A 25,243-nucleotide genomic window follows, 5' to 3' on the forward strand; every position below is an offset into this window, starting at 1 on the left:
TGTACGAAGCTGAGCGAGCCATCGATTAAGTCACGATTGCCTGACTTAATGCGCGCGGAACGCTCGGCAAACCGCTTGGCACGACATAGCGCTCTACGCGAAGCCTGCCGCTTCAGCGCCGTCGCCATGATCGACATGGCGAAACCGTGCATCGCGGATGCAGCCAATCAGACGCGGCATAGCGGCTTCAGTGCCCTGACAATGCCAGTGCACCGAGCGCAATGTACATCCCGTAACTTTTTCGACTTGGACAAGCTGCGAAAGGCGGCTAAATTTCCATGACCCAAGAGAGGAAACCGGTTGGCTTTTAAATGAATTTCTGGCGTTTCGTCGTATATGTGAGACTGATACGCCCGGATACTTTTTTCCGGCTGATTTAGCAGGCAAATTTCAGTATGATTTGCCCTCCATGCGGAGCTGATCCAAGTTCAAATAATTCATTTACCCGCATATGGCATTAAACAATCGGCACAAACTGCCGTTAAGTCGGTACGGGCGCCGGACTATCTGCCGGTCATCTTCTGATAGCCGATTAAAAATCCTCCGGCCAGAGCGGGCCCATTCATGTGCTGCCCGCGCAGGCGGGTCCTCATGAGGTGCTGGTGCCTTTCAATTCGTAAACATCGTATGCACGATCTGCGCTGGACCATGCCCGTTGCCCGATGGTCTGCCACCGCTGCCGCTGTCGCCGCCGATATTAGCTTCATCGAGCCGATCGTCCGCCGTCGTCTGAGCAGCCTGTCCCGTATCGCCCTCAAGGTCGCCCACGACTGCGTGGCTGAGCGCGACCGCGTGCGAGTTGTATTCGCGTCCCGGCACGGCGAACTAAGGCGCACCACGGACATCCTTCGCGCCATCAGCGCGGGCGAGCCGGTGTCTCCGACTGCATTCAGCCTGTCCGTCCTCAACGCAATGACCGGCATATTCGGCATCGCCCGCGGCGACCGTTCGCCCGCCAGCGCGATTTCCGCCGGCGCGGAAACGCTCGGGTATGCATTGCTCGAAGCCCATGCGCAGTTCGCGGCGGACCCCTCGTCGCCCGTGCTCATGGTGTATGCGGACGAGCCGGCCGATGCCGCGTACGGCACGATTGAAGACGAGGTGCAAGGCGGAGCGCTCGCGATCCTGCTCGACACCCACGCGGCGGCAGGACGTCTTGCATGCACAATATCGGGTACAGGGGGCCGCTCCGACGCTCCGGCGCCGACATTGGCAGCGACATTGGCTCCGGCTCCTGCGCATGACAACTTCCGTACGCAGAGCGAAGCGGTCCAACGTTGTCTTGACACGCATGCGCCCGCAGCATGGCAAAACGCCGGCACCACCTGGCAATGGAGCTGGCATGAAGGCGCGGCTTAACTACGGCTGGCGCCTGGTCGCCACGGGCATGAGCTTCGTCGTGTTCGGCGTCTGCGGGCTATTGTTCTCGGTGCTGGTGTTTCCGCTCGCATGGCTGTGGCCGCATCGTGCGTCGCGTCAGCGTGCGGTCACGACCATCATTCACTGGTTCTTCCGTGCGCTGGTCACCGTCTTGCAGTGGATCGGCGTGATGGAACTGGAAGTGAAGGGCGCGGCCGCGCTACGTGCGAGCGGGCCCGTGATTGTCGTCGCGAATCATCCGACCTACCTCGACGTGGTGGTGCTGCTCGCGCTCACGCCTTCTGCGTGCTGCGTGGTCAAGAACGCCCACTGGGGTAATCCGTGTTTCTGGGGCATCGTCCGGGCCGCCGAATACGTGAGCAACGTCGACCCGATCGAACTCGTGGAAGCGAGTGCACGCCAGATTGCAGCGGGCTATACCATGATCATCTTCCCGGAAGGCACGCGCAGTCCCGCGCCGAACCGGTTGCACGCATTCTCGCGCGGTTTCGCGCACATCGCCCTCAAGGCGGGCACGCCGATCCTGCCGGTGCTCATGGATTGCGACCCGCCGGCATTCACGAAACAGATGCGCTGGTATCACGTGCCATCGCGGGCGTTTCGCATCCGCGTGAACGTGCTCGAGCCGGTCGCGGCCGACAGGCTCGAGGCTCACGATTCTTCTTCCCCGGCCCTTGCCGCGCGCACTTTGACCAGCGCTATTGAGGCACACATTAACCAGCGCCTGTTCGACTATGGATTCTTTGAAACTGGAAATTAAGCAGCTTCTGATCGATGCACTCGATCTGGAAGACCTGACACCTGCCGACATCGGCGACGATGCGCCGCTCTTCGAAACCGATGGCATCGGGCTCGATTCGATCGACGCGCTCGAGATCGGTATCGTGCTGCGCAAACACTATCAATTGACTATCGCGGCGAACGACGAACGCACGCGGGAGCACTTCCGTTCGATCAGCACCCTTGCGGCGCTTGTCGCCAGCCAGCAAGGCGGGTTGAGCATCGCGAACGACACCGGGGAAAAGGGGAATAAATCGTGACCGAGACAGAGATCCTTGAGCGCATCCGCGCCATCTTCAAAGAGAACTTCGCGATCGAGCCTGACCGCGTGACGCCGCAAGCGCATCTGTACGAGGACCTCGACCTCGATAGCATCGACGCCGTCGATCTTGCGATCAAGCTGCAGGAAATGACCGGCCGGCGCATCAAGCCGGAAGAGTTCAAGTCGGTCCGCACGGTCGGCGATGTGATCGGCGCCGTGGAGTCGCTGCTGGCGGAACAGGGGTGATGCAAGCGGAGCATTCACGTTCCGGCATGCAGGATACCGCGGCGGATAAACCGGCGGCGGGCGAGGCCTTGACCTTGGGCGTTAAGCCTCTTGGCTGGATGCGGGCAGTCCTGCAAGTCGCCTTGAAGCTTGCTTACCCGATCATGATCTTGTGCGCATGGCGCTGGGATTCGCCGCGTTACATCGGCGCCGCACTGTTCGCGCTGCTGTGGCTGCAGCGCTGGGCCGGGACGGGCAGGTTCGCCACGTCGCTGCGGCAGCTTACCGCGACGGACTGGTGCGTAGTGGGCCTTCTGAGCTGCGCATCGGCGGCGATCGTGTTGTCCGGCAGCGTATTGCTGCTGCATCTATACCCCTCACTTGTGAACCTTGGCCTGCTGGTCGCGTTCGGCTCGACGCTCGTGCGTGGGCAAACGATGATCGAAAAATTCGCGCGCATGGGCAATCCAGAACTCGGTGAGCATGCGGTGCGGTACACGCGCCGGGTGACTCAGGTCTGGTGCGTGTTCTTTGTGCTGAACGGCGCGTTTTCCGCGTATACCGCGTTGTTCTGGCCGCCGGCTGCGTGGTCGCTGTACAACGGCGCGATCGCGTATGGCCTGATCGGCGTGTTGCTGGCCGGCGAGATCGTATGGCGCTATCTGGCCGTGCTGCCGCGAGCCGCGCGGTCGGAGGCCGCATGATTGCGTTGCACGATGTATTGTGGGCCAAGCGCGATGCCGGCACGCCGGTTTGCCGCGACGGTGCCGACATGCTCGATTTCGCCGGGTTCCGTGCGCGAGCGCTGGCCATCGCCGCGTGTTTGAGCGAGCAGCCGGCGCGACGCTATGCGTTGTGTATCGACGATCCATTCGACTTCGCCTGCGCGCTGTTCGCGTTATTCGCTTGCGGCAAGGAGCCGATGATTCCGGCGCATGCCGCGCCCGGTTATCTGGCCGATCTCTCCAATGCCTACGATGTTGCACTGACCGATGCCGACATGCCTTCGCTGGTCTCGCTGCCAGCGTCTGCCCGGATGCCCGCGTTGATCGATCCTCACGCGCCCCTCACGCTGTACACCTCCGGCAGCAGCGGCACACCGAAGCCGATCCGCAAGACGCTCGCGCAATTCAACGCCGAAGTCCATACGCTCGAGAAGCAGTGGGGCGAGCTTGTCGGCGACGCAACGGTGCTTGGCAGCGTCCCGCATCATCACATTTATGGACTGCTGTTTCGTGTGTTCTGGCCGCTCGCTGCCGGGCGCGCATTCGACCGTGCAATCAGCATCGAGCCACAACATTTGCAGGCGCGGATCGCGCAATGCGGGCAGGGGGGATCGGTCGTGGTGTCTACGCCCGCGCAACTTTCGCGCTGGCCCGAACTCGATGGTTTCGCAAGCCTGAGTCCCGTGCCGCGCGTGTTCTTTTCGTCGGGCGGTCCGCTTGCGGCAGAGGCAGCCAGCAAATATGCCGAGGTCTTCGGTGCTGCGCCGGTCGAGATCTACGGCAGCACGGAGACGGGCGGCATTGCGTGGCGTCAGCAGGATAAAACGGATGCGTGGCAAGCGTTGACCGGTATCGAGGTTCATCGCGGCGACGACGGTGCGCTTAATCTGCGCTCGCCGCATCTGGGCCACGACGACTGGCATCGTACCGACGACACCGTCGCGTTCGACCCCGATGGCCGTTTCCGGCTGCAAGGCCGCCTCGACCGCGTGATCAAGCTTGCGGGCAAGCGCGTGTCCTTGCCGGAACTCGAAGCACGGCTCGCATTGCATCCGTATGTAGGGCAGGCGGCGGTGGTGTCGCTTGAAGGGATGTCGCGCGAGCGTGTCGGCGCGGTGGTGGCGCTCACCGAAGCCGGCAGCGAAGCGCTGCTGGAACGAGGGCGCGTGGCGCTCGCGAAGATCTTGCGCCGCCACCTTGCGGTGTATTTCGACATCGTCGTGCTGCCGCGTTTCTGGCGCTTCCGTTTCGCGCTTCCCTTCGATGCCCGCGGCAAGTTGCCGGCGGCCGCTGTTGCCGCAGCATTCGACGCGCGCGCAGACGGTCTCGAAGTGCTCTCCGAAGCCCGCAGCGAGAAGGCGTTGCACTACGAGCTCCGCGTGCCGCCGACGCTCGTGCATTTCGCTGGTCACTTCCCCGGCTTGCCGATCCTGCCGGGTGTCGTACAGGTCGACTGGGCGATGCGATTGGCGACTGACCATGTGCCGGGCGTCCGCGCGCTGGCATCGATCGATCAGTTGAAGTTCAAGGCGCCGGTGCCACCGGGCGCGCTGCTCGATCTCACGTTGACGCATGACGCGTTGCGGCAGCGTGTGCAATTTGCGTATCGGCTGAGCGGTCGGGATTGCGCGTCGGGTGTTTTTGTTTATCGGGTGATCGCATGAGCTTCGCGCCGTGCATCGTCATCCCGATCTACAACCACAAGGACGCGATCGGCGCGACTGTCGCGAATCTCAGCGTGCACGGCTTGCCGCTTTTTATCGTCGATGATGGCAGCGATGACGCCACCCAGCACGTACTCGCCGCGCTTCGCCAACAGTACCCGGACAAGCTCAAGCTGATCCGTTTGCCGGTCAACGGCGGCAAGGGCGCAGCGGTGATGGCGGGCCTGCGGGCCGCGCTCGAGGCTGGTTTCACGCATGGCTTGCAGATCGACGCCGACGGACAGCATGACGCCGCCGATGTGCCGCGCTTCATCGAAGCGGCGCGTGCGGGGCCGGGCGCGGTAATCCTCGGTCGTCCTGTCTACGACGAATCCGTGCCGAAGTCGCGTCTCTACGGCCGTTATCTGACGCATGTGTGGGTGTGGATCGAAACGCTCTCGTTCACGATCCGCGACTCGATGTGCGGCTTCCGCCTGTATCCGCTCGACGTGGTCTGCGCGCTGATCGATGACGTCCGGTTGCCGACGCGCATGGATTTCGACATCGAGATCCTGGTGCGTTTGTACTGGCGCAGGACAGCGTTCCGTTCGATTCCGACACGCGTCACGTACGCGAGCGACGGCGTTTCACACTTCGACGTGCTGTGGGACAACGTGCGTATCAGCCGTACTCACACGCGGCTTGTCGCGGGCATGCTGTGGCGGCTGCCGATGTTGCTTGCACACAAGCTGATGCCGCGAGCTTCGGCCACATCGGCGGATGAGAACGATCAGCACTGGTGGCATATCGCGGAACGCGGCAGCCATCTCGGCATGTCCTTGCTTGCGCTGAGCTGCCGTCTCTTCGGCACGCGCTTCACGGCGTTATGGCTGCATCCGATCGTCGCGTATTTCTTGCTGACAGGGCGCAGTGCCCGGGCTGCATCGCGCAGCTACTTCATGCATCTTCAACAGGCAGCGCCGCAAGACGGGACACCTCGGCCGGGATGGCTGTCCGCGTATAAGCACATGCTGGCATTCGCGCAATCCGGCTTCGATAAACTCGCCGCATGGTCGGGCCGCGTCAACATAGAGGACGTGAAGTTCGACGATCCTGCCGCGTTCGAAGCGTTGAGCGCGAGCGGGCGCGGTGCACTCGTGATCGGCGCGCATCTCGGCAACCTCGAGATGACCCGGGCGCTCGCCACGCGCGGTGCGCACGCGAAGGTCACCGCTGTTGTCTATACCGAGCACGCACGCCGGTTCAACAGCGTGCTGGCATCGGCGAATAGCGAGTTCGCGCAGCGTCTTGTCGAGGTCAGCGACTTCGGCCCCGAGACGGCGATGATGATGCAGGACCGTGTGGATGCGGGCGAGTTGCTGGTGATCGTCGGCGACCGTGTGCCGGCGCATGATTCGGGCCGCACGACCGAAGCGCAGTTCCTGGGTTCGACGGCGCCTTTCGCGCAAGGGCCTTATGTGCTCGCCCATGCACTGGGTTGCCCCGTGTACCTGTTTTTCTGCCTGAAGGAAGCGCAGGGTTACCGGCTCTATTTCGAGCCGTTCGCGGAGCGTATCGAGTTGCCGCGCCGTGAGCGTGCGCAGCATCTCGCGGCGTGGGCGCAACGTTATGCAGCGCGTCTCGAACACTATTGTCGCAAGGCGCCTTATCAATGGTTCAATTTTTTCGATTTCTGGGCGCGTCCCAATGGCAATGGAGGCGCGAATGGCCGAACATGATCTGAGTCCCAACGTACGTAACGTAGCGCTTATGGCCGACGAAGCAATCGTCATCGGCGGCCGGCGGTTGACTATCGAAGAAGTCGTTTCGATTGCGCAGCGGCGCATGCCGGTTGCGTTGAGCGCCGATCCGGCATGGCGGGCACGCATCGAACGCGGCGCCGAATTCTTGCGCCGGCATTTGGCCCAGGGCGCGACCGTCTATGGCGTCAACACCGGTTACGGCGACTCGTGCGTGGTCGATGTGCCGATGGAACTCGTCGAAGTCCTGCCCCTGCAACTGCTGCGTTATCACGGCTGCGGCATGGGCCAGCATCTCGACGACGCGCAGACCCTCGCGGTCATCGCCGCACGGCTCAATTCGCTTGCATACGGCTTTTCCGGCGTGCGGACCGTGCTGCTCGAACGGCTCGCCGACCTGATCAATCATCGTGTGCTGCCCAGGATTCCATCGGAGGGGTCGGTGGGGGCGAGCGGCGACCTGACGCCGTTGTCCTACGTGGCAGCGGCGCTCGTTGGCGAACGCGACGTGCAGTACGGCGGCGAGTTGCGCGATGCGCGCAACGTCTGGGCCGAACTGGGCCACGCGCCGCTTACGCTCGCGCCGAAGGAAGGGCTCGCACTGATGAACGGCACCGCGGTCATGACGGGGCTGGCGTGCCTCGCGTTCGCCCGAGCCAGTCATTTGACGCGGCTCGCCGCACGCCTGACCGCGCTGTCCACCGTCGCGCTCGACGGCCGCGCTGCGCACTTCGACCCGATGCTCTTCGAAGTGAAACCGCACGCGGGCCAAGCCGAAGCCGCGACATGGATTCGCGAGGATCTCGCCGGCCGCGAGGACACGCCGGGCCATCGCCTGCAAGACCGCTACTCGATCCGTTGTGCGCCGCATGTGATAGGCGTCGCGCGCGACGCGCTGTCATGGGTGCGTCGGGACGTTGAAAACGAACTGAACAGCGCCAACGACAATCCGCTGATCGATCCCGACGGCGAACGCGTGTTGCATGGCGGCAACTTCTACGGCGGCCACATTGCCTTCGCGATGGACTCGCTGAAAGTCGCCGTCGCGAATCTGGCCGACCTGATGGATCGCCAACTGGCGTTGCTGGTCGACGATAAATTCAACAACGGCCTGCCGCGCAGTTTGTCGGGCGCGGCGCCGGAGCGCGCATCGATCAATCATGGCTTCAAGGCTGTGCAGATATCGTCGTCGGCGTGGACGGCGGAAGCGCTCAAGCTGACCATGCCCGCCAGCGTATTTTCTCGTTCGACCGAAGCGCATAACCAGGACAAGGTAAGCATGGGCACGATCGCCGCACGCGATTGCCTGCGTATCCTGGAGTTGACCGAGCAGGTTGCCGCGGCCCATACGCTCGCGACCGTGCAGGCTGCACGTTTGCGTCAACGTTTCAACAATACGACGCCCATCCCCGCGCCACTGCACGCATTCATGGAGAGCGTGACGGCCGCATCACCGTTCGTCGATGAAGACCGCGCGCTCGAAAGCGACCTGCGCGCGTTGACTGCGCGGATCGCGGCGTGCGAGCTGGTGAGCGGTTATTGTGGAGAAGGACAGCATGACTGAAGCTGAGGCACCCAAGGTCCTGACGGCGAGCGCGACAGTCGAAGTGCCGTTCCACGACGTCGACGCCATGAACGTCTGCTGGCATGGGCATTACTTGAAGTACTTCGAGATCGGCCGGGCCGCGCTGTTGCGCGTGTTCGACTACGACTATCGCGAGATGCAGGCGTCGGGATATCTCTGGCCCATCGTCGAAGCGCATCTGAAGTACGTGCGTCCAGCCACCTATGGGCAGCAGATTGAAGTCCGCGCGCAATTGCTGGAGTATGAAAACCGCCTGAAGATTGGCTATGAGATCGTCGATGCCGCTTCCGGCGAGCGGCTAACGAAGGGTTACACGATCCAGGTTGCCATCGACGCAGCGACGCAGGAACTGCAATTCGTGTCTCCGCCGGTGGTGTTCGAGAAGCTGGAGCGCGCATGGGCACGTTGAAGCTGCGCAGTGTCATAAGTGTCATAGCGGCTGCGTTTATCGCGTTCTCGCCGGCGGTGCTGGCCGCATCGGCGAATGATACGGGCCTCGTTTCGCAGATAGCGGCGCATCTCGCGCAAGCGAAGGGCGTTCGCGCGCAGTTCACGCAAACCCAAACGCTTTCAGCGATGAAACAGCCGCTCGTCAGCACGGGTTCGCTGATTTTCTTCCGCGAGCGCGGCGCGATCTGGCAGATCGATACACCGTACAAAGCGACCTACGTCATCACCGATATCGGGGTGAGCGAGGTGAACGCCAGCGGCCAGCGCACGAGCACGAATAGCGGCAACGGCGTGCGTGGTGTGGCGCAAGTTTCGCGGATGATGCGCGCGATGCTGGGTGGCGATCTCTCGGCGCTCTACGCACAATTCGACGTGCACGCCGACGGCACGCCCGCGCAGTGGCGTATGCAACTGACGCCGAACCAGCCGCAGCTCGCCCAGTCGATCAAGGGCCTGGAGATGAGTGGCGGCGGCTATTTGCAGGCGTTGCGCATCACGCTCGCGAATGGCGACATCACGCGTATCGACTTCGCGAACAGTGCGGCGGTGAGTGAACTGGCGCCGACTGAGCGCACGCTTTTCGGAGCGCCGTAATGCAGGTGCCGCAATCACGAGCCGCGAAACCGGTGTGGCGCACACGTGCCGCATGGCTGCTGCTCGCGCTTGTCGCAGCGCTTTATTGTGTGTGGCGTTTCGCCGGGCCTTCGCCGCTGCAGACGAACCTGCTTGCGTTATTGCCCGCGACGGAAGCCGATCCGGTCGCTGAAAAAGCCGTCGATACGCTAGCCACCGCGCTCGGTGATCGTACGGTTTTTCTCGTGACCAGCAACGACGCAGCACATGCGAAAGCTGCGGCGAAACAGCTTGGCTCGACGTTGTCTGTAAGCGGGGCGTTTGGCTCGGTAACCGCAGAGTTGCCGCCGTTCGATGTATCGAAGATTGCCGGGCTCTACATGCCATATCGATTCGGCTTGCTTGCACCGGCCGATCGCGCGGCGCTCATGGACGGCACCGTCTCTCTGCACGACACACTCGCGCGACGCCTCTACAGCCCGCTGCGTAGCGGCCTCGCGACTGAGCTCGCCGACGACCCGCTCGGCTGGCTCGAACACTGGCTTGCAGGCTTGCCGCTTGCGACCTCAAACCTGGAGATTGAAGACGGGATGCTGGTTGCGCATCGAGGGAATGCAACCAGCGTTCTTGTGATGGCGACGTTGCCGGGTTCGGCGTATGAATCAAAGGTTCAGCATGCCGTCCATGACTCCGTGGCGCGCAGTGAAGGTGCGCTCAAGCACGATTTCCCCGATGTAACCCTGGCCCGCACCGGCGCTGTTTTCTACGCCGAGGCGGCGCGTGCCGCCTCGGAGCGTGAGGTACATCTGATCGGCGTCGCGTCGGTCTGCGGGATTGCGTTGCTGATGTTATGGGTGTTCCGTTCGCCGCGGCTGATTCTGCTCGGGTTCGTTTCGACGGCGCTTGGTATCGTGTGTGCGCTCGCTGCCACCATGCTGATATTCGGCAAGCTGCATCTGCTGACGCTCGTGTTCGGCGCGAGTCTGATCGGCGAGGCAGTCGATTATTCGATCCAGTATTTCGTGGTCTATCTCGGTGCAGGACGTGACTGGGATGCACAGCGCGGCGTGCGTGCCGTGCGGCCGGCGCTGATGGTCGCATTGACGACGAGCCTGCTGGGCTACACCATCCTCACATGGGTGCCGTTTCCCGCGCTCAAGCAGATCGCGTGTTTTGCAATCGTGGGGATCTGTACCGCGTTCGCGTCGGTGTTGTGGTTGTTGCCGGCGCTGCTGGTTCGAGCGCCCAAGCGCAGTCCGCAGCGCGTATTCGCCGGAGCGGCGCGTCTGCTTGCCACGTGGCATGCGTTGATTGGCGGGCGGCGGGCCTGGGGTGTCGCGGCTCTTCTGCTGATCGTTGCAGCGCCGGGCTGGCTACGGCTCACGAGCGACGACGACATCCATCTGCTGATCGAACGCGATCCTGTGCTCATGGCGCAAGAGCAGAAGGTGCGCGACGCGGTCGGTGTCGACAACAGCACGCAGTTTTTCGTCGTGCGCGGCGAGACGTCCGAGATCGTGCTAGAGCGTGCTGAAGCGCTGGGCGCGAAGCTCGACGGTTTGACGGGCGCAGCGAGGCTGAGTACCTGGCAATCGGTGACGTCGTTCGTACCATCGGCGAAGCGGCAGGGTGAGGACCATACGCTGCTGAGCCAACGCGTATTCAGCGATCCGGCCGCGTTGCGCGCGACGCTCGTTCAAGCCGGTTTCCGCGATGAAGTGGCCGATGCATGGCTCGCGGCCTACGCGAAGTCGGGCCACGCGGTGCTAACGGTCGATAGCTGGCTTGCGGCGCCGTGGTCGCAGCCGTTCCGTCATCTATGGCTCGGCAAAATGGACGTTGCTGGCTATGCCGCCGTCGTGATCCCGCAGGGCGTTACATCCGCGAACGAACCTGCGCTGATCGCAACCGCGCACACGCTGCCGGGCGTAAGCTTCGTCGATAAAGCCGCGAGCGTCTCGACGCTGTTCGGCGCGTATCGTGTCGACAGCGGCATCTGGCTCGCGGGCGCGCTGTTGCTCGTGCTCCTGCTGATGATGGTGCGCTACCGGCTGCTCGGCGGCATCGTCGTCACGCTGCCAGTTCTGCTGGCGGTCGGCGTGACGCTCGCGGTGTTTGGTTATGCAGGCGTGCCGCTGAACCTGTTCAACTGGCTCGCATTGATGCTGGTGCTCGGCGTGGGCGCAAACTATGCGGTATTTCTGCGCGAAGGCGCCGCGCGCGCCGACGCGGATCTCGGCGCGGTGTGGACGGGCGTGCTGTTATCGGCGGCAACGACCTTGCTTTCCTTCGGTTTGCTCGCCATGAGCGCGATGCCCGCGCTGAAAAGTTTCGGCGCGACGCTGGCGCTCGGTATCGCGGTATCGGCGCTGCTTGCGCCGGTCGGCATGCCATCGGAACGAAGGAGGGCCACATGAACGCGCCACGTGTTTATCTGCATGCGCTGGGGTTGATCAACGCGCTCGGGGGGAGTGTCGACTCGATCGTGCCCGCGCTCGCCGCCGGTGTTGCACCCGGCATGGGGACGATCCATACCGGTATCGGCGATGCTTTTGTCGGTAGCGTGACCGTGCCGCTCAACGTCGCGCCGCCGGAATCGCTTGCGCGTTACGACTGCCGCAACAACCGGCTGTTGCTCGCCGCGCTCGCGCAGATCGCGCCGGCTGTGGAGGCCGCCCGTGAACGTTACGGCGCGCACCGGATCGGCGTGGTGCTTGGCACGAGCACGTCGGGCATCGAAGCGGCCGAGGCTGCGTTCGTCTACCAGGCACAAGCGGGCAAGTTGCCGCTGAGCTTCGACTACCGGCAGGTGGAGATCGGCACGGTGGCGCCGTTTGCCGCGGCTGCACTCGACATCCACGGCCCCGCATTCACGATCTCGACCGCGTGTACGTCCAGCGCGAAGGCGTTCGTCTCGGCACGCCGGTTGTTGCAATTGCACTTGTGCGATGCGGTCGTGGTCGGCGGGGTCGATTCATTGTGCGAGTTGACCGTGCAGGGTTTCGCGTCGCTCGAATCGACCAGCGTGGTCCGCTCCAATCCGATGAGCCGCAATCGCTGCGGGATCAACGTGGGTGAGGGCGCGGCCGTGTTCCTGATGAGCCGCGACGAAGGCCCGGTAGTCCTCACCGGCGTGGGCGAATCGAGCGATGCGCATCATATCTCCGCCCCCGATCCGCACGGCGCGGGCGGTGAAATTGCATTGCGTGCTGCACTGGCGGACGCGGGTCTCGCGCCGTCTGATATCGCTTACGTGAACCTCCATGCAACGGCGACGCGCAAGAACGACGACATGGAAGCGCATCTGATGGCGCGGGTATTCGAGGGCGGCGTAGCGGCGAGCGGCACCAAGCCGCTGACCGGGCATCAACTCGGCGCAGCGGGCGCGACTGAGCTGGGGTTCGCGTGGCTTACGCTTGCGCGCAACGACGTCGCGTTGCCGCGTCATCTGTGGGACGGCGAGGCCGACCCGGCTTTGCCGCGGCTCGATCTTGTCGAAAACGCGCGCTATCTGCCACGCGCGACGGGTACGACGGGCACGCAGTACGTGATGAGCAATTCGTTTGCGTTTGGCGGCAGCAACGTCAGCCTGATTCTCGGCCGGTGATGACCATGACGATCCATACGACCGGCCACGGCTTCGGCCCTATTGAAACGATCTTGCCGCACCGGGGCACGATGCTGCTGCTCGACCGGGTCAGCGACTGCACGGACGAGACCCTGACAGCCTACGCAAGCGTGCGCGCCGATGCCTGGTACGCCGATGCCGATGGCGCGATGCCGGCGTGGATCGGCATCGAACTGATGGCGCAGGCGATTGCCGCGCACGTCGGTTTGCTCGCGATGCGCGCAGGCGGTCGGGCACGTCCCGGCGTACTGCTCGGCTCACGCCGATACGAAGCGCATATCCCGGCATTTGCACGCGGCGCCCAACTGCGCATCGAAGCGAAAGAACTGCTGCGCGGCGACGATGGCCAAGGCCACGGCGCCTACGAATGCGCGATCCATCACGACAGCGTGTGCTGCGCCGAGGCGGTCATCAAGGTGTATCAACCGGCTGATTTTCAGTCGTTCATCGAAGGGAGTTTCGGATCATGAGCCGGCGTGTTCTTGTAACGGGCGCAAGCCGCGGCATCGGCCGCGCGATCGCGTATCAACTCGCGGCGGATGGCTTCACGGTCTCCGTGCATTGCCGCAGTGGGCGCACTGAAGCCGAAGCTGTCGCGACCGGCATTGCCGCGCAGGGCGGCACGGCAAAGGTGCTGCAATTCGATGTACGCGACCGTGCCGCGTGCCGCGAGGCCCTGGAAGCGGACGTGGCGACGCACGGTGCGTATTACGGCATCGTCTGCTGCGCGGGCGTGACGCGCGATGCGGCGTTTCCAGCGCTTACCGAAGAGGACTGGGACATTGTGATCGAAACCGGCCTCGACTCCTTTTATAACGTCGTACATCCGCTGACCATGCCGCTCGTGCGGGCGCGGCAGGGAGGGCGCATTGTGACGATCGCCTCCGTCTCGGGCGTGATGGGCAATCGCGGCCAGGTCAACTACAGCGCAGCGAAGGCCGGATTGATCGGCGCCACGAAGGCGCTCGCCGTCGAACTGGCAACGCGCAACATCACCGTCAACTGCGTGGCGCCTGGACTGATCGATACCGGCATGCTTGATGGTGTGCCGCTCGAGCAGGCGTTGAAGACGGTGCCGATGAACCGCGTCGGGCAACCGGCCGAAGTGGCGTCCGTGGTGAGCTTCCTGATGTCGGATGCGGCCTCGTATGTCACGCGGCAGGTGATCGGCGTCAATGGCGGGATGATTTGATGAAACGCGTGGTCATTACCGGCATGGGTGGCGTTACGGCGTTCGGCAACGCCTGGGACGAGATCGAAGCGAAGCTGAAAAGCGGTCGCAACGCCGTGCGCCGGATGCCCGAGTGGGACTACTTCGAGCTGCTGCATACGCGGCTTGCGTGCCCATTGCCCGACTTCACCGCACCGGCACATTATCCGCGCAAGAAAACCCGTTCGATGGGCCCCGTCTCCCTGTATTCGGTGCGCGCGAGCGAACTGGCGCTGACCGATGCGGGTCTCGTCGACGACCCGACGATCAAGGACGGGCGCATGGGCGTGGCCTACGGATCGTCGTCGGGATCGGTGCAGCCGATTCGCGCCTTCGGCACCATGCTCGAAACCGGTTCGATGAGCGACGTGACATCGAATAGCTACGTGCAGATGATGCCGCACACAACGGCCGTCAACGTCAGCCTGTTCTGGGATCTGAAAGGCCGCATTGTGCCGACGTCCTGCGCGTGTGCATCGGGCAGTCAGGCGATCGGTTACGCCTACGAGATGATCGCGGCCGGCAAGCAGACGCTGATGCTCGCGGGCGGCGCGGAAGAACTGTCCGGGCCGGCCGTTGCTGTGTTCGACACGCTTTATGCCACCAGCACGCGCAACGACGAGCCGCATCTGACGCCGCGCCCCTTCGATGTCGCTCGCGATGGCCTCGTGGTCGGTGAAGGCGCAGCCACTTTAGTCCTTGAAGAGTATGAACACGCGCTCGCACGCGGGGCGCGCATTCATGCGGAGATAGTCGGCTTTGGTTGCAATTCCGATGGCGCGCACATGACGCAGCCATCGGCCGAGACCATGGCCTTCGCCATGCAGCTCGCACTGCGCGACGCGCAGCTTCCCGCCGAAGCAATTGCTTATGTCAACGCGCATGGCACGTCGACGGATCGCGGCGATGTAGCCGAAAGCCACGCGACCGCGCAGACCTTCGGCGCACGCATGCCGATCAGTTCGCTGAAGAGCTATGTCGGCCATACGCTGGGCGCATGCGGTGCGCTGGAGGCGTGGTGGACCATCGAGATGATGAAACGCAACTGGTATGCGCCGACGCTGAATCTGACGCAGGTCGATCCGGCTTGCGCGCCGCTTGATTACATCTTGGATAGCGGCCGCACGATCGATGCCGACTATGTCATGAGCAACAACTTCGCGTTCGGTGGCATCAACACATCGCTGATTTTCAGGCGCGTGCCATGAGTGCGGTTATGCCTACACCTACGCCTGCGCAGCGCGGCTTGTCACGCGTGGTCGTGACCGGCATGGGCATTGTTTCCTGCCTGGGCAATACGCTCGACGAGGTCTCCTCGGGTTTGCGCGAAGGCCGTAGCGGCATTACGCGCGTCGATGCGTGGCGTGAACGTGGTCTCGCAAGTCAAATCGCGGGCGTGGCGTCAGTCGCGGGCGAACCGCCATTCGATCGCAAGCTCGAACGCTTCATGGGCGACACGGCTCGTTTTGCATGCCACGCAGCGCGCAAGGCGATAGACGATGCGGGACTCGATCCCGCCACGTTACGTTCGCCGCTTGCTGGCGCGGTGATCGGTTCGGGTACCGGCACGATCTCCGCCTACGATGCCGCAATGGCGATTGCCCACGCGCGTGGTATCGAAAGAGTGTTGCCGTATGTGGTCCCGCAGGTGATGGGCAGCACGGCATCGGCGAATGTTGCGCAAGTGTTCGGGCTCGAGGGCGTGACGTATTCGCCGTCCTCGGCTTGCACGACGTCGGCGTTGGCGATCGGCCAGGCGATGCAACTGATCCAGACCGGCCGCCAGCAGATTGTGCTGGCCGGCGGCAGCGAAGGTTTGCACGACAACATGACGCTGATGTTCGACGCCATGGGCGCATTGTCGAGGCATTTCAACGACACGCCGGAACGTGCATCGCGGCCCTATGACAGCACGCGCGACGGTTTCGTGATTGCGTCGGGCGGTGGCGTGCTGGTGCTTGAATCGCTGGACCATGCGTTGTCGCGGGGCGCACGCATCCATGCGGAATTGACGGGCTTCGGCCATTGCACGGACGGCGCAGGCATGGTGACGCCGCACGCATCGGGGATCGCGCGCGCCATGCGCGGCGCACTCGATGAAGCAGGCACGCGCCCGGCCTATATCAACACGCACGCACCGTCGACACCGCTTGGCGACATCGAAGAACTGCATGCGTTGTCCGCTGTATTCGGCAGTGACATCCCGTTGTTTTCATCGACGAAGAGACTGTCGGGTCATCCGCTCGGAGCATGCGGCGTGCACGAGGCGATCTATACGTTGCTGATGATGCGCGATGGTTTTATCGCCGGAACGGGACCGATCGAAACGCCCGATCCGTGCTTGAACGACATGCCGATCGTACATACAACCCGCGCGATGAAGATCGATACTGCGATGTCAGTTTCATTCGGATTCGGCGGCAGTTGCGCCAGCCTGATCTTCGATGCGTGGAAGGGTGTCTGAAGTTTCCGATGACCGTAACGAACATAACAAACACAAAGACCGTAACAATAACTAACCGGGGAAACACGATGAAGAGCAAGTATGCGTTGGGCGGGCTGATGGTGGTTGTAGCGACGTTGACCGGGTGCGCGACTCAAGTGAAGTCATTGCCGCTTGCGCCGGTTGTCGCTCAGTCGGCGCCGGGCGCGCAGGTTGCGTTGTACTTCGGCTCGCAGGCTCATCCTGCGGTGCAGAGTCAGTTGGGACAAACCTCGACGTCGGTGCGTATCGCGCGTGACGCGAACGGGCAGGATGCGTCCTGCAATCGGGCGCTTGCCGATGCGTTGCAGAAGTTGCGCGCGTACGCGCGTGATCACAACGCGAATGCCGTCATCAACATCGGGACGAGTTTTCATAGCACTGAATCGGCGTCGGCGACCGAGTTCACGTGCGGCGTGAGCATGAGCGCAGCGGCTTTGCGGGTGCGTGGGGATATGGTCGTGCTCGACGCGCAGTAACGCTGAATCGATGCAAAGCTGCAATCAACTGACCTTGGTCGCAGCAACATTGACGAGCGTTTCACGACGCTTGCCGGGCAGCGGCCGATGCAACCCGAGCCGCTCAAGGAGTCCGAAGTCAGCCGCACGGCTCCACCACAGGTAAGGCATGGAAACGTTCTGTAAACCGAATGTGAACCCGGCATCGTGGATCATATCGAGGTAACCGTTCGCACTTTTCTGCACGTGCATGGGATGGCGAAACAGCAGCCGGATCACCCAGGACTTGATGTAGGCATCGGTAGATTCGGCGAATAGCAAAACCCCGCCGGGTTTCAATACCCGGCGAAATTCATCAAGGGAACGGCCTTGCTCGACGAGGTGATGAAAGGTCTGGTGGCAGAACACGATGTCGGCGCTCGCATCGGGCAAGGGCAGCCGCGCGCAGTCGCCGTGCAGCAACTCGATCTCGCCGGTCCAGCCGTCGTCCTGCAAGCAAGCCCGTGCGGCCTCCTGGGCTTCCACGAGCGAAGGCTCATGGAAATCGACTCCAATGATCCGGCCGGGCCCGAACGCCTTTCCGAGCAGCCGGAACGATTGGCCTTGCCCGCAACCCACGTCGACGATCACGGGGGCCTCGGGCAGCGTTGTATCGACCAGCCGCTTGAGGTCGTTGATCGCCACGCGCAGTACGTGATGTTCCCAGATAGCGGTGCGCAGAAACCAGAGCCCGAAGGCCGTCTCCGGCACAAAGGCAACGCGGGATGTTTCGGATGACGACACGAGTTGCTCTCCGGCAGGAAATGACGCGATCAGGGCGCACGTCATTGTAATGGCAAGTAAGGCATGTGCAGAAGCACGAGATTGACAACGTGCGCCGCACGACCCTCAGAGATAGTCCCAGACAAACGAGGTCCCATTGAATACCGATTCATCGCAGCAAAACATGACCGTCGATGTCGCTATCATCGGCGCGGGTCCCTCGGGTGCGGTAGCGGCCGCGCTGCTGAGAAAGGCGGGCCGCTCGGTCCTCGTGCTGGAGCGCCAGCATTTCCCGCGCTTTTCGGTCGGCGAGAGCCTGCTGCCGCAAAGCATGGCGTACCTCGAAGAGGCCGGCATGCTGCAAGCAGTTGTCGAGGCCGGCTTCCAGTACAAGAACGGCGCGCATTTTGTCTATCGGGACCAGTCGTCGTCCTTCGATTTTCGCGATAAACACTCGCCGGGCTGGGGCACGACGTATCAGGTCGAACGCGCCGTATTCGACGATCTGCTGATCCGGTGCGCAGCGGAGCAGGGTGCCGAAGTGCGTTTCGGCCACACCGTGCAGGCGATGCAAACGGGTGCCGAACCCGAGCTGGATGTCATCGATGAAGCAGGTGAAGCGTACCGCGTGCAAGCCCGTTTTGTACTCGATGCAAGCGGCTTCGGCCGTGTCTTGCCGCGTCTTCTGAATCTCGAAGCGCCGACGCGGATGCCCACGCGCGCGGCCATCTTCACGCATGTTCGCGACGGCATTCCGGCCGGCGCCACGGACCGCAACAAGATCTGCGTCGCGACCCATCCTGAGCATCGCAATGTCTGGTTCTGGATGATTCCACTGGCGGGCGGACGCTCGTCGGTCGGGTGCGTAGCCGAAGCGAGTTTCCTCGAGTGTCCCGAGAGCGAACGCGATGCAAAATTGCGTGCGCTGATCCAGCAGGAGCCGACGCTCAACGGGCTCATCGGGCAGGCGCCGTTCCTGATGCCGGTGCGGCATATCGGCGGGTATTCGGCGAACGTCGAGCGGCTGCACGGTCCGGGTTATGCGCTGCTCGGTAACGCCGGCGAATTCCTCGATCCGGTGTTTTCATCGGGCGTGACGATCGCGCTGCGCTCCGCGCATCTGGCGGTGCAGACGCTCGAGCGGCAGCTCAACGGCGAGACGCCCGACTGGCAAACGGCTTACGATGTGCCGCTGCGAAAGGGTATAGATACGTTCCGTGCGTTTGTCGAACGGTGGTACACGGGCGAGTTGCAAGACATCATTTTTTATCCGCATAAAACGCCTCCTATCCAGCGTTTTATCAGCGCGGTGCTGGCGGGTTACGCGTGGGATGAATCGAATCCGTACGTGGCCGATCCGGTGCGCAGGCTCAACGCGCTTCACGAGATATGCAAGGGCGCCTGATCGCCGATGCATGAGTCTTGCGGGCATCACTCCCTGTCCCGTGAAGCCTGCGGTGCGCGGTAAGCACAGGCTTGTCCAAGCCATCGCCATGCCGCGTAAACTTTCGTTCCGTAAGGATCGGGCCGTGCAGACATAGGCATTAAACGGGTAGCATGTAACGCCTCGGCAAGCACACGGACCCTGCTTGGCCGAGCCGATCCTGCGTTCGCTCGCGGCGTCGCAAACGAGCATCGTAGATAAAAAACGTGCCGTACCGGAGGAGACAAAGTATGCGCAAGATGCGTTGGATGGTCGTATTTCTATGCTTCCTGGCAATCGCGATCAACTATGTCGATCGTGCGAACCTCGCTGTCGCCGCACCTCAGATAGAGAAGGCGCTCAATATCGGCCCCGCACAAATGGGCCTCGTGATGAGCGGCTTCTTCTGGACCTACGCGTTGATGCAGATGCCGTTCGGCTGGTTCGTCGATAAAGTCGGCGCGCGCATTGCGTTACCGCTCGCCGTAGGCTGGTGGTCGGTGTTCACCGCGCTGACGGCGGCGACCACGAGCGTCGCAGGCATGTTCGGCTGCCGCCTGATGCTCGGCGTCGGCGAAGCGGGCGCGTATCCGGCGTGTGCGAAGCTTGTCGCGCAATGGTTCAAACCGGCGCAACGTGCGTTCGCCACCAGTATCTTCGACAGCGGCTCGCGGGTCGGCTCGGCACTCTCCATCCCCGTCGTTGCGCTGATCATCAGCGGGTTCGGTTGGGAAGCATCGTTCGTCGCGACCGGAGCGGTCGGTCTCGTGTGGGTGCTCGGCTGGTTCCTGATCTACCGCAATCCGTCGCGCGGCGACCTGACCGGCGCTGAAAATGCAGCGCCCACACCGCGTGAAAAAACATCGAGCCAGAACGTCACGTGGGCATCGCTGTTCAGGCATCGCACGCTGTGGGGCATGATGCTCGGCTTCTTCTGCCTGAACTTCGTGATCTACTTTTTCATCACGTGGTTCCCGAGTTATCTCGTGCAGACACGCGGTTTTTCGCTCAAGTCGCTTGGCACGCTCGGCATGATTCCGGCGCTTATTTCGATTCCTGGCGGCTGGCTGGGTGGCATCGTTTCGGATGCGCTTTATAAACGCGGCTGGAGCCTGACGAAGTCGCGCAAGACCTGCATGGTCGGCGGCATGCTGCTCTCGTCGATCATCACGCTGTCCGCGTTCACCACGAGCACGTATGTGATGCTCGCGTCGTTCGGCATTGCTTACGGCAGCCTCGCGTTCGCCGCCGCCAGCATCTGGTCGCTTCCCGGCGACGTCGCGCCAACGCCGGATTACGTTGCATCCATAGGCGGCATCCAGAACTTTGCGTCGAACCTTGCGGGTATCGTCATCACGACGTTCACCGGCTTCATGGTCCAGCTCACCAAAGGGTCGTTCACCATTCCGCTGGTTGTCGCGGGCGGATTCTGTTTCCTCGGTGCGTTCAGCTATCTCGTGATCGTGGGCAAGATCGAGCCGCTTCGGATCCGCGATGGCGAGGCGTGCGACATCGCTGCATCGCAGGGTGCGGAGGGGGCTTAGCGCTGTGGGGGTGTAAGTCCGCTGTGGGGGTGTAAGTCTTGAGCCAACTGGACCGATACCCCACAGCAGCCTTTGCTGCGTCGCACGAGAAAATTTCGCATCGTCCGATGTTTCGTTGTATACTGCGTCCCCGATTGAGCAAACGGTTGTGGAGCAAGGCTAACCGGCCGTGCTGACCTCGTCTTCGATCGTTGCAAAAGATGTAAAAAAGGAGTGGTAGTTCAGTTGGTTAGAATACCGGCCTGTCACGCCGGGGGTCGCGGGTTCGAGTCCCGTCCACTCCGCCAGCATTCACGAGAAAGGCGAACTCCGGTTCGCCTTTTTTATTGCCCGCTGCTGTAACATCGGGCGTTTCGTATTAGGCAGAATCGTCACGCATGCTCGACTTTTTCCGTAATCACCAACGCCTGATGATGGCCCTGTTGATCCTGATCGTCGTGCCGGGATTGGGAATTGTGGGTATCCAGGGCTTCAGCAGTTTCTTCGACGAAAACGCCAATGTCGCCAGCGTCAACGGCCACAAGATCACGCGTGTCGAATTTGACGGCGCAATGCGCCAGCAAGTCGATCGCGCGCGGCAAATGCTCGGCGCCCAGTTCGACCCGAAGATGTTCGAAACGCCGGAAATGCGCGCCTCGCTGATCGACAGCCTGGTGCAGCAGCGCGTGCTCGCCGACGAAACCCAGCGGCTCCATCTGACCGCCTCCGACGAAGCCGTGCGCCGCGCATTGCTGGCCGACCCGACCATCGCTTCGCTGCGCAAGCCCGATGGTTCCATCGACGTGGAACAGTACAAACAATTGCTCGCCATGCAGGGCATGACGCCTGAGCAATACGACGAACGCGTGCGTTATGGCCTCGCTTCCCAACAGATTCCAGGCAGCATCCAGGCCACCGCCTTCACGTCGAAGACGCTGGCGCAAAGCCTGACCGAGATCGCCGAGCAACGCCGTGACGTACAAGGTCTCGCGTTCCGCACCGTCGATTACACAGCGAAGATCCAGCCCACCGACGCGCAACTGAAGTCGTATTACGACGCGCATCGTACCGAGTTCGCGACACCTGAGTCGGCGACGATTCAATACCTGGTGATGTCGCCGGCTACGTTGTCGGCAGCGGTTAAGCCGTCCGACGCCGACTTGAAGAAGTATTATGACGACAACATCGCGCGTTTCAAGACGCAGGCGCAAGTCCGCGTGAGCCACATCCTGATCACGGCGCCGAAAGACGCAAGCGCCGCTGACAAAGCCAAGGCCAAACAACAAGCCGAAACGCTGCTCGCGCAGGTCAAGGCGCATCCGGACCAGTTCGCGCAGATCGCGCAGAAAGATTCGCAGGACCCGGGATCGGCGTCGAAGGGCGGTGACCTCGGTTATTTCAGCCGCGGCATGATCGCAGGCGGCCAGGCATTCGACGACGCCGCATTCGGCCTCAAGAAGGGTGAAATCAGCTTGGTCGTGCAAACCGATTTCGGCTATCACATCATCGAAGCAACTGACGTGAAGCCGTCTGTCACGCAGTCGCTCGACGAAGTGAAGGACACGATCACGAGAGACGTCGTCGCGCAGCAAGCGGCGAAAAATCTGGCTGACGACGCGGAAGGGTTCACCTCGACGGTGTACGAACAATCGAAGTCGCTGCAACCCGCCGCCGATAAATACAAGCTGCAAGTCCAGACCGCGACCATTGGATCGAAGCCCGATCCGAAGCTGCCGCCCGATAGCCCGCTGAACAATCCGAAGTTCCTGGCTGCCGTATTTGCGCCCGACTCCGTGAAGCAGCACAACAACACGCAGGCTATCGACGTCGGCAGCAGCACGCTGATTGCAGGCCGTGTGACGGACTACAAGCCGGCAGCAATCCCCGCACTCGATGCGATCAAGGACGCGGTACGTACCAAGGTCGTGGCAGAACAAGCGGCACAAGCTGCGCGCAAGGACGGCGAAGCCAAGCTGGCCGAACTGCAGAAGTCGAAAGCGACTACGGGTTTTTCGTCGGTATCGAAGGTATCGCGTAACGACGCGCAGGGCATGCCGCCCGCCGCGCTCGCAGCAATCTTCAAGGCGGATTCATCGAAGTTGCCAACCTATGTGGGCGTCGATCTGGGTGCTGACGGATACGCTATCTATCGTGTGAATGGTGTCGAAAAGCCTGAGCCGGTGACCGCGGATCGTCTGACCGGGGCGCAACAGCAAGTAGCGCAGGTGTACGCGCAGGCCGAGATGGAGTCGTATCTCGACGCATTGAAGGAACGCTCGAAGGTGAAGATCACGAACGTGCCGACCACGGCCGATCAGACGCAATGATCCTCGTGATCTAAGCTTTGCGACATCCATAAAAAACCCCGCTGGCGCAAACCAGCGGGGTTTTTTCATATCGGGCTTCTTCAAATCGAAGGCGCTCGATGGAAGGGTTGAAAGAAGACCTGAAAGGTCAGAGGCAAGCCTGGATGTCGCCGGTGGTGTCGCTGCCGGCCGCGCCCGCAGCGCGGAAACCGACCCATGAGCCCGGACCCGAATAGTTGGGGCGTACGACGGCGGCAGCGCCGTTCGGCGGTTGCTGACCCGGAACATAGACATCGGTTGCCATGTCGTTCGCGAGTGTGTCCTGCGAAATGACTTGTTGCTGTGATTTATCGGCCCATTTCTGCGCGATACATTGTGCGACGGCTTTCGGTGGTTGCTGGCTCGTGCCAACCTGGCTGACGCCAGGGGACATGGGCGCGGCGCAAGCCGACATCGCAACGGTCAAAGCGAGAACTGGTAAATATTTCACGTTACCTCCTTTCAATGCGCTCACAGCGGAGCCGGGGTTTTTCAGGGTTACGCGAAAGTCTTGATACTGAATCGTGGCCCTATTCCGCGCATGGCTGAAAGCCAACCGGGCGGCGCGCTGACAGGATTCAAGCCGGGGCGATATCATTGAATTGCTTCAATAGTGAGGTCCCCCGGTCATTTCGATGGCGCGCCCAGCAAAGGTCTTAAAACTGGCCAGACGTTGTTCAATAGCAAAGGCTGGGCCTGAGGGGTCGGATGAATCTGGTCGGCCTGGAACATTTCCGGCTTGTTTTCAATACCCGCCAGTAAGAACGGGACCAGCGGCACGTGTTTTTCTTTCGCTAATTGTTCATAGACGCCGTGAAACTTTTGCGAGTAGTCGAGGCCATAATTAGGCGGAACGTACATGCCGACGAGTACGACTGTCGCGTTGATCGCCTGGGATTTCTCGACAATGCTCCGCAAGTTCGCTTCGGTCGTTGTAAGCGGCACGCCGCGCAGCGCGTCGTTGGCGCCGAGTTCCACAATGACAATCTTCGGCTTGAGCCGGTTGAGCGCGGCGGGCAGGCGGGCGAGGCCGCCGCTGGTGGTGTCGCCGCTGATGCTTGAATTGGCGACGCTATAATCGAAGTGCTCCTGCGTCAGCTTCGTGCGCAGCAACGCTACCCAGCCTGTATCGCGCGGCAGGCCGTATTCCGCGGAAATGCTGTCGCCGAGGACCACGATCGACGGGTTGCCGGCCGTGGCCGCCACTGCGGCCGCGTTAGTCGTTGTGTCCGCAGCAAGGACACGCGTAGCGCACGTGCATACAAGCAAGGCCAGCGTGGCGCGGGTTGTCCAGTTCACCTTAAGTCTCTCCATGCAAAACAATATCGAACCAGTCATTGAAGTACGGGGTTTAAGCAAGCGGGTGAAGGACGCGACGGGCGAATTGATCATCCTCGATCAGATCGACCTGTCGATCGAAAAGGGCAGCAGTGTCGCCATCGTCGGCGCGTCGGGCTCGGGCAAGTCGACGCTGCTCGGTCTGCTCGCCGGTTTGGACAGCGCCACCGGCGGCTCGGTTCGCCTGCTCGGGCGCGACCTGGGCACGCTCAACGAAGACGAGCGCGCGGCATTGCGGAGCGGCTCGGTGGGATTCGTATTTCAGTCGTTCCAGTTGATGCCGCATCTGACCGCGCTGGAAAATGTGATGCTGCCGCTCGAATTGCGCGGCGACGTGCCGCATAAGGAGATCGCGACGCGTGCACGGGACCTGCTCGAACAGGTCGGTCTTGGTCAACGCACGGCGCACTATCCCAAGCTGCTGTCCGGCGGCGAACAACAACGTGTCGCGCTCGCGCGTGCATTTGTCACGCATCCGGCGGTGCTTTTCGCCGATGAACCCACAGGCAGTCTGGACGCAGCAACGGGTTACGCGATCATCGACCTGATGTTCGAGATGAACCGGCGCAATGGGGCAACGCTGATCCTCGTTACGCACGATGCTGAACTCGCCGAGCGATGCGACGCGACGGTGACGATAGAAGCCGGGCGTCTCGTGAACGGCTTGAACGTGTAGTGGGTTGCGGGCGTC

At 62.3% G+C, this 25,243-nt stretch carries 24 protein-coding genes and 1 tRNA gene; 22 read left to right on the forward strand and 3 right to left on the reverse strand.

Annotated elements, in window-relative coordinates; translation table 11 throughout:
* Window positions 1-627 precede the first annotated feature (627 nt).
* The 17 genes from EOS_RS37420 to EOS_RS37500 all read left to right on the forward strand — a co-directional run bounded on the left by EOS_RS37420 (window position 628) and on the right by EOS_RS37500 (window position 17,182).
* On the forward strand, window positions 628-1,359 hold the full coding sequence (locus EOS_RS37420) for a beta-ketoacyl synthase chain length factor (protein ID WP_047897257.1): 732 nt from the start codon (window positions 628-630) through the stop codon (window positions 1,357-1,359).
* Window positions 1,343-2,140, forward strand: coding sequence for a lysophospholipid acyltransferase family protein (locus tag EOS_RS37425; RefSeq protein WP_047897258.1), 798 nt, complete (start codon window positions 1,343-1,345; stop codon window positions 2,138-2,140). Before EOS_RS37420 ends, EOS_RS37425 begins: the two co-directional genes overlap by 17 nt.
* A complete protein-coding gene (locus EOS_RS37430) occupies window positions 2,115-2,420 on the forward strand; it encodes a phosphopantetheine-binding protein (RefSeq protein WP_047897259.1) in 306 nt (101 codons plus the stop codon). Before EOS_RS37425 ends, EOS_RS37430 begins: the two co-directional genes overlap by 26 nt.
* On the forward strand, window positions 2,417-2,668 hold the full coding sequence (locus EOS_RS37435; RefSeq protein ID WP_031359256.1) for an acyl carrier protein: 252 nt from the start codon (window positions 2,417-2,419) through the stop codon (window positions 2,666-2,668). The genes EOS_RS37430 and EOS_RS37435 overlap by 4 nt, the downstream gene beginning before the upstream one ends.
* Window positions 2,668-3,351: a COG4648 family protein gene (locus EOS_RS37440; protein WP_047897260.1), complete on the forward strand. Its 684-nt coding sequence runs from the start codon at window positions 2,668-2,670 to the stop codon at window positions 3,349-3,351. The genes EOS_RS37435 and EOS_RS37440 overlap by 1 nt, the downstream gene beginning before the upstream one ends.
* Window positions 3,348-5,036, forward strand: a complete 1,689-nt coding sequence (locus EOS_RS37445) for an AMP-binding protein (RefSeq protein WP_047897311.1) — start codon at window positions 3,348-3,350, stop codon at window positions 5,034-5,036. The genes EOS_RS37440 and EOS_RS37445 overlap by 4 nt, the downstream gene beginning before the upstream one ends.
* Window positions 5,033-6,754: a glycosyltransferase family 2 protein gene (locus EOS_RS37450; protein ID WP_047897261.1), complete on the forward strand. Its 1,722-nt coding sequence runs from the start codon at window positions 5,033-5,035 to the stop codon at window positions 6,752-6,754. The genes EOS_RS37445 and EOS_RS37450 overlap by 4 nt, the downstream gene beginning before the upstream one ends.
* Window positions 6,741-8,339: an HAL/PAL/TAL family ammonia-lyase gene (locus EOS_RS37455; protein WP_047897262.1), complete on the forward strand. Its 1,599-nt coding sequence runs from the start codon at window positions 6,741-6,743 to the stop codon at window positions 8,337-8,339. Before EOS_RS37450 ends, EOS_RS37455 begins: the two co-directional genes overlap by 14 nt.
* The gene (locus tag EOS_RS37460; protein WP_047897263.1) at window positions 8,332-8,769 is read left to right on the forward strand and encodes an acyl-CoA thioesterase; all 438 of its coding nucleotides are present in this window, start codon (window positions 8,332-8,334) and stop codon (window positions 8,767-8,769) included. Before EOS_RS37455 ends, EOS_RS37460 begins: the two co-directional genes overlap by 8 nt.
* Complete coding sequence (locus EOS_RS37465) at window positions 8,757-9,404, forward strand: LolA family protein (protein ID WP_047897264.1); 648 nt, start codon at window positions 8,757-8,759, stop codon at window positions 9,402-9,404. The genes EOS_RS37460 and EOS_RS37465 overlap by 13 nt, the downstream gene beginning before the upstream one ends.
* Window positions 9,404-11,800, forward strand: a complete 2,397-nt coding sequence (locus tag EOS_RS37470) for an MMPL family transporter (protein ID WP_047897265.1) — start codon at window positions 9,404-9,406, stop codon at window positions 11,798-11,800. Before EOS_RS37465 ends, EOS_RS37470 begins: the two co-directional genes overlap by 1 nt.
* Window positions 11,797-12,990 carry a beta-ketoacyl-[acyl-carrier-protein] synthase family protein gene (locus EOS_RS37475; RefSeq protein ID WP_047897266.1) on the forward strand — a complete coding sequence of 398 codons (1,194 nt, stop codon included), beginning with the start codon at window positions 11,797-11,799 and terminating at the stop codon, window positions 12,988-12,990. Before EOS_RS37470 ends, EOS_RS37475 begins: the two co-directional genes overlap by 4 nt.
* 5 nt (window positions 12,991-12,995) lie before the next feature.
* The gene (locus EOS_RS37480; RefSeq protein WP_087882051.1) at window positions 12,996-13,481 is read left to right on the forward strand and encodes a hotdog family protein; all 486 of its coding nucleotides are present in this window, start codon (window positions 12,996-12,998) and stop codon (window positions 13,479-13,481) included.
* Window positions 13,478-14,203 (forward strand): 3-ketoacyl-ACP reductase FabG2, encoded by a 726-nt coding sequence (locus tag EOS_RS37485; RefSeq protein WP_047897268.1) that lies wholly within the window; start codon window positions 13,478-13,480, stop codon window positions 14,201-14,203. Before EOS_RS37480 ends, EOS_RS37485 begins: the two co-directional genes overlap by 4 nt.
* Complete coding sequence (locus EOS_RS37490) at window positions 14,203-15,429, forward strand: beta-ketoacyl-ACP synthase (protein ID WP_047897269.1); 1,227 nt, start codon at window positions 14,203-14,205, stop codon at window positions 15,427-15,429. Before EOS_RS37485 ends, EOS_RS37490 begins: the two co-directional genes overlap by 1 nt.
* Window positions 15,426-16,685: a beta-ketoacyl synthase N-terminal-like domain-containing protein gene (locus EOS_RS37495; protein WP_235443091.1), complete on the forward strand. Its 1,260-nt coding sequence runs from the start codon at window positions 15,426-15,428 to the stop codon at window positions 16,683-16,685. Before EOS_RS37490 ends, EOS_RS37495 begins: the two co-directional genes overlap by 4 nt.
* A 68-nt stretch (window positions 16,686-16,753) precedes the next feature.
* The gene (locus tag EOS_RS37500; protein WP_047897270.1) at window positions 16,754-17,182 is read left to right on the forward strand and encodes a hypothetical protein; all 429 of its coding nucleotides are present in this window, start codon (window positions 16,754-16,756) and stop codon (window positions 17,180-17,182) included.
* Window positions 17,183-17,206: 24 nt separating this feature from the next.
* Here EOS_RS37500 and EOS_RS37505 read toward each other — a convergent pair whose 3' ends face one another.
* Window positions 17,207-17,944 (reverse strand): class I SAM-dependent methyltransferase, encoded by a 738-nt coding sequence (locus EOS_RS37505; protein ID WP_047897313.1) that lies wholly within the window; start codon window positions 17,942-17,944, stop codon window positions 17,207-17,209.
* Between the two features lie 163 nt (window positions 17,945-18,107).
* On the opposite strand from EOS_RS37505, the gene EOS_RS37510 reads away from it, so the two are divergent.
* From EOS_RS37510 to EOS_RS37525, 4 genes are all read left to right on the forward strand, one after another.
* Complete coding sequence (locus EOS_RS37510) at window positions 18,108-19,328, forward strand: NAD(P)/FAD-dependent oxidoreductase (RefSeq protein ID WP_407639219.1); 1,221 nt, start codon at window positions 18,108-18,110, stop codon at window positions 19,326-19,328.
* Window positions 19,329-19,597: 269 nt separating this feature from the next.
* Window positions 19,598-20,890: an MFS transporter gene (locus EOS_RS37515; protein WP_047897272.1), complete on the forward strand. Its 1,293-nt coding sequence runs from the start codon at window positions 19,598-19,600 to the stop codon at window positions 20,888-20,890.
* 210 nt (window positions 20,891-21,100) lie between these two features.
* A tRNA-Asp gene (locus EOS_RS37520) sits at window positions 21,101-21,177 on the forward strand.
* 90 nt (window positions 21,178-21,267) lie between these two features.
* Entirely contained in the window at window positions 21,268-23,196 is a 1,929-nt protein-coding gene (locus EOS_RS37525; protein ID WP_047897273.1) for a SurA N-terminal domain-containing protein, read from the forward strand.
* Window positions 23,197-23,323: 127 nt separating this feature from the next.
* On the opposite strand, the gene EOS_RS37530 is transcribed toward EOS_RS37525, so the two are convergent.
* Window positions 23,324-23,665: a hypothetical protein gene (locus tag EOS_RS37530; protein WP_047897274.1), complete on the reverse strand. Its 342-nt coding sequence runs from the start codon at window positions 23,663-23,665 to the stop codon at window positions 23,324-23,326.
* 176 nt (window positions 23,666-23,841) lie between these two features.
* Entirely contained in the window at window positions 23,842-24,528 is a 687-nt protein-coding gene (locus EOS_RS37535; protein WP_047897275.1) for an arylesterase, read from the reverse strand.
* Here EOS_RS37535 and EOS_RS37540 point away from each other — a divergent pair.
* A complete protein-coding gene (locus EOS_RS37540) occupies window positions 24,527-25,228 on the forward strand; it encodes an ABC transporter ATP-binding protein (protein ID WP_047897276.1) in 702 nt (233 codons plus the stop codon). The genes EOS_RS37535 and EOS_RS37540 overlap by 2 nt on opposite strands.
* Window positions 25,229-25,243 lie beyond the last annotated feature (15 nt).

It is taken from the genome of Caballeronia mineralivorans PML1(12) (genome assembly GCF_001028175.1).
GTDB classification, from domain to species: Bacteria; Pseudomonadota; Gammaproteobacteria; order Burkholderiales; family Burkholderiaceae; genus Caballeronia; species Caballeronia mineralivorans.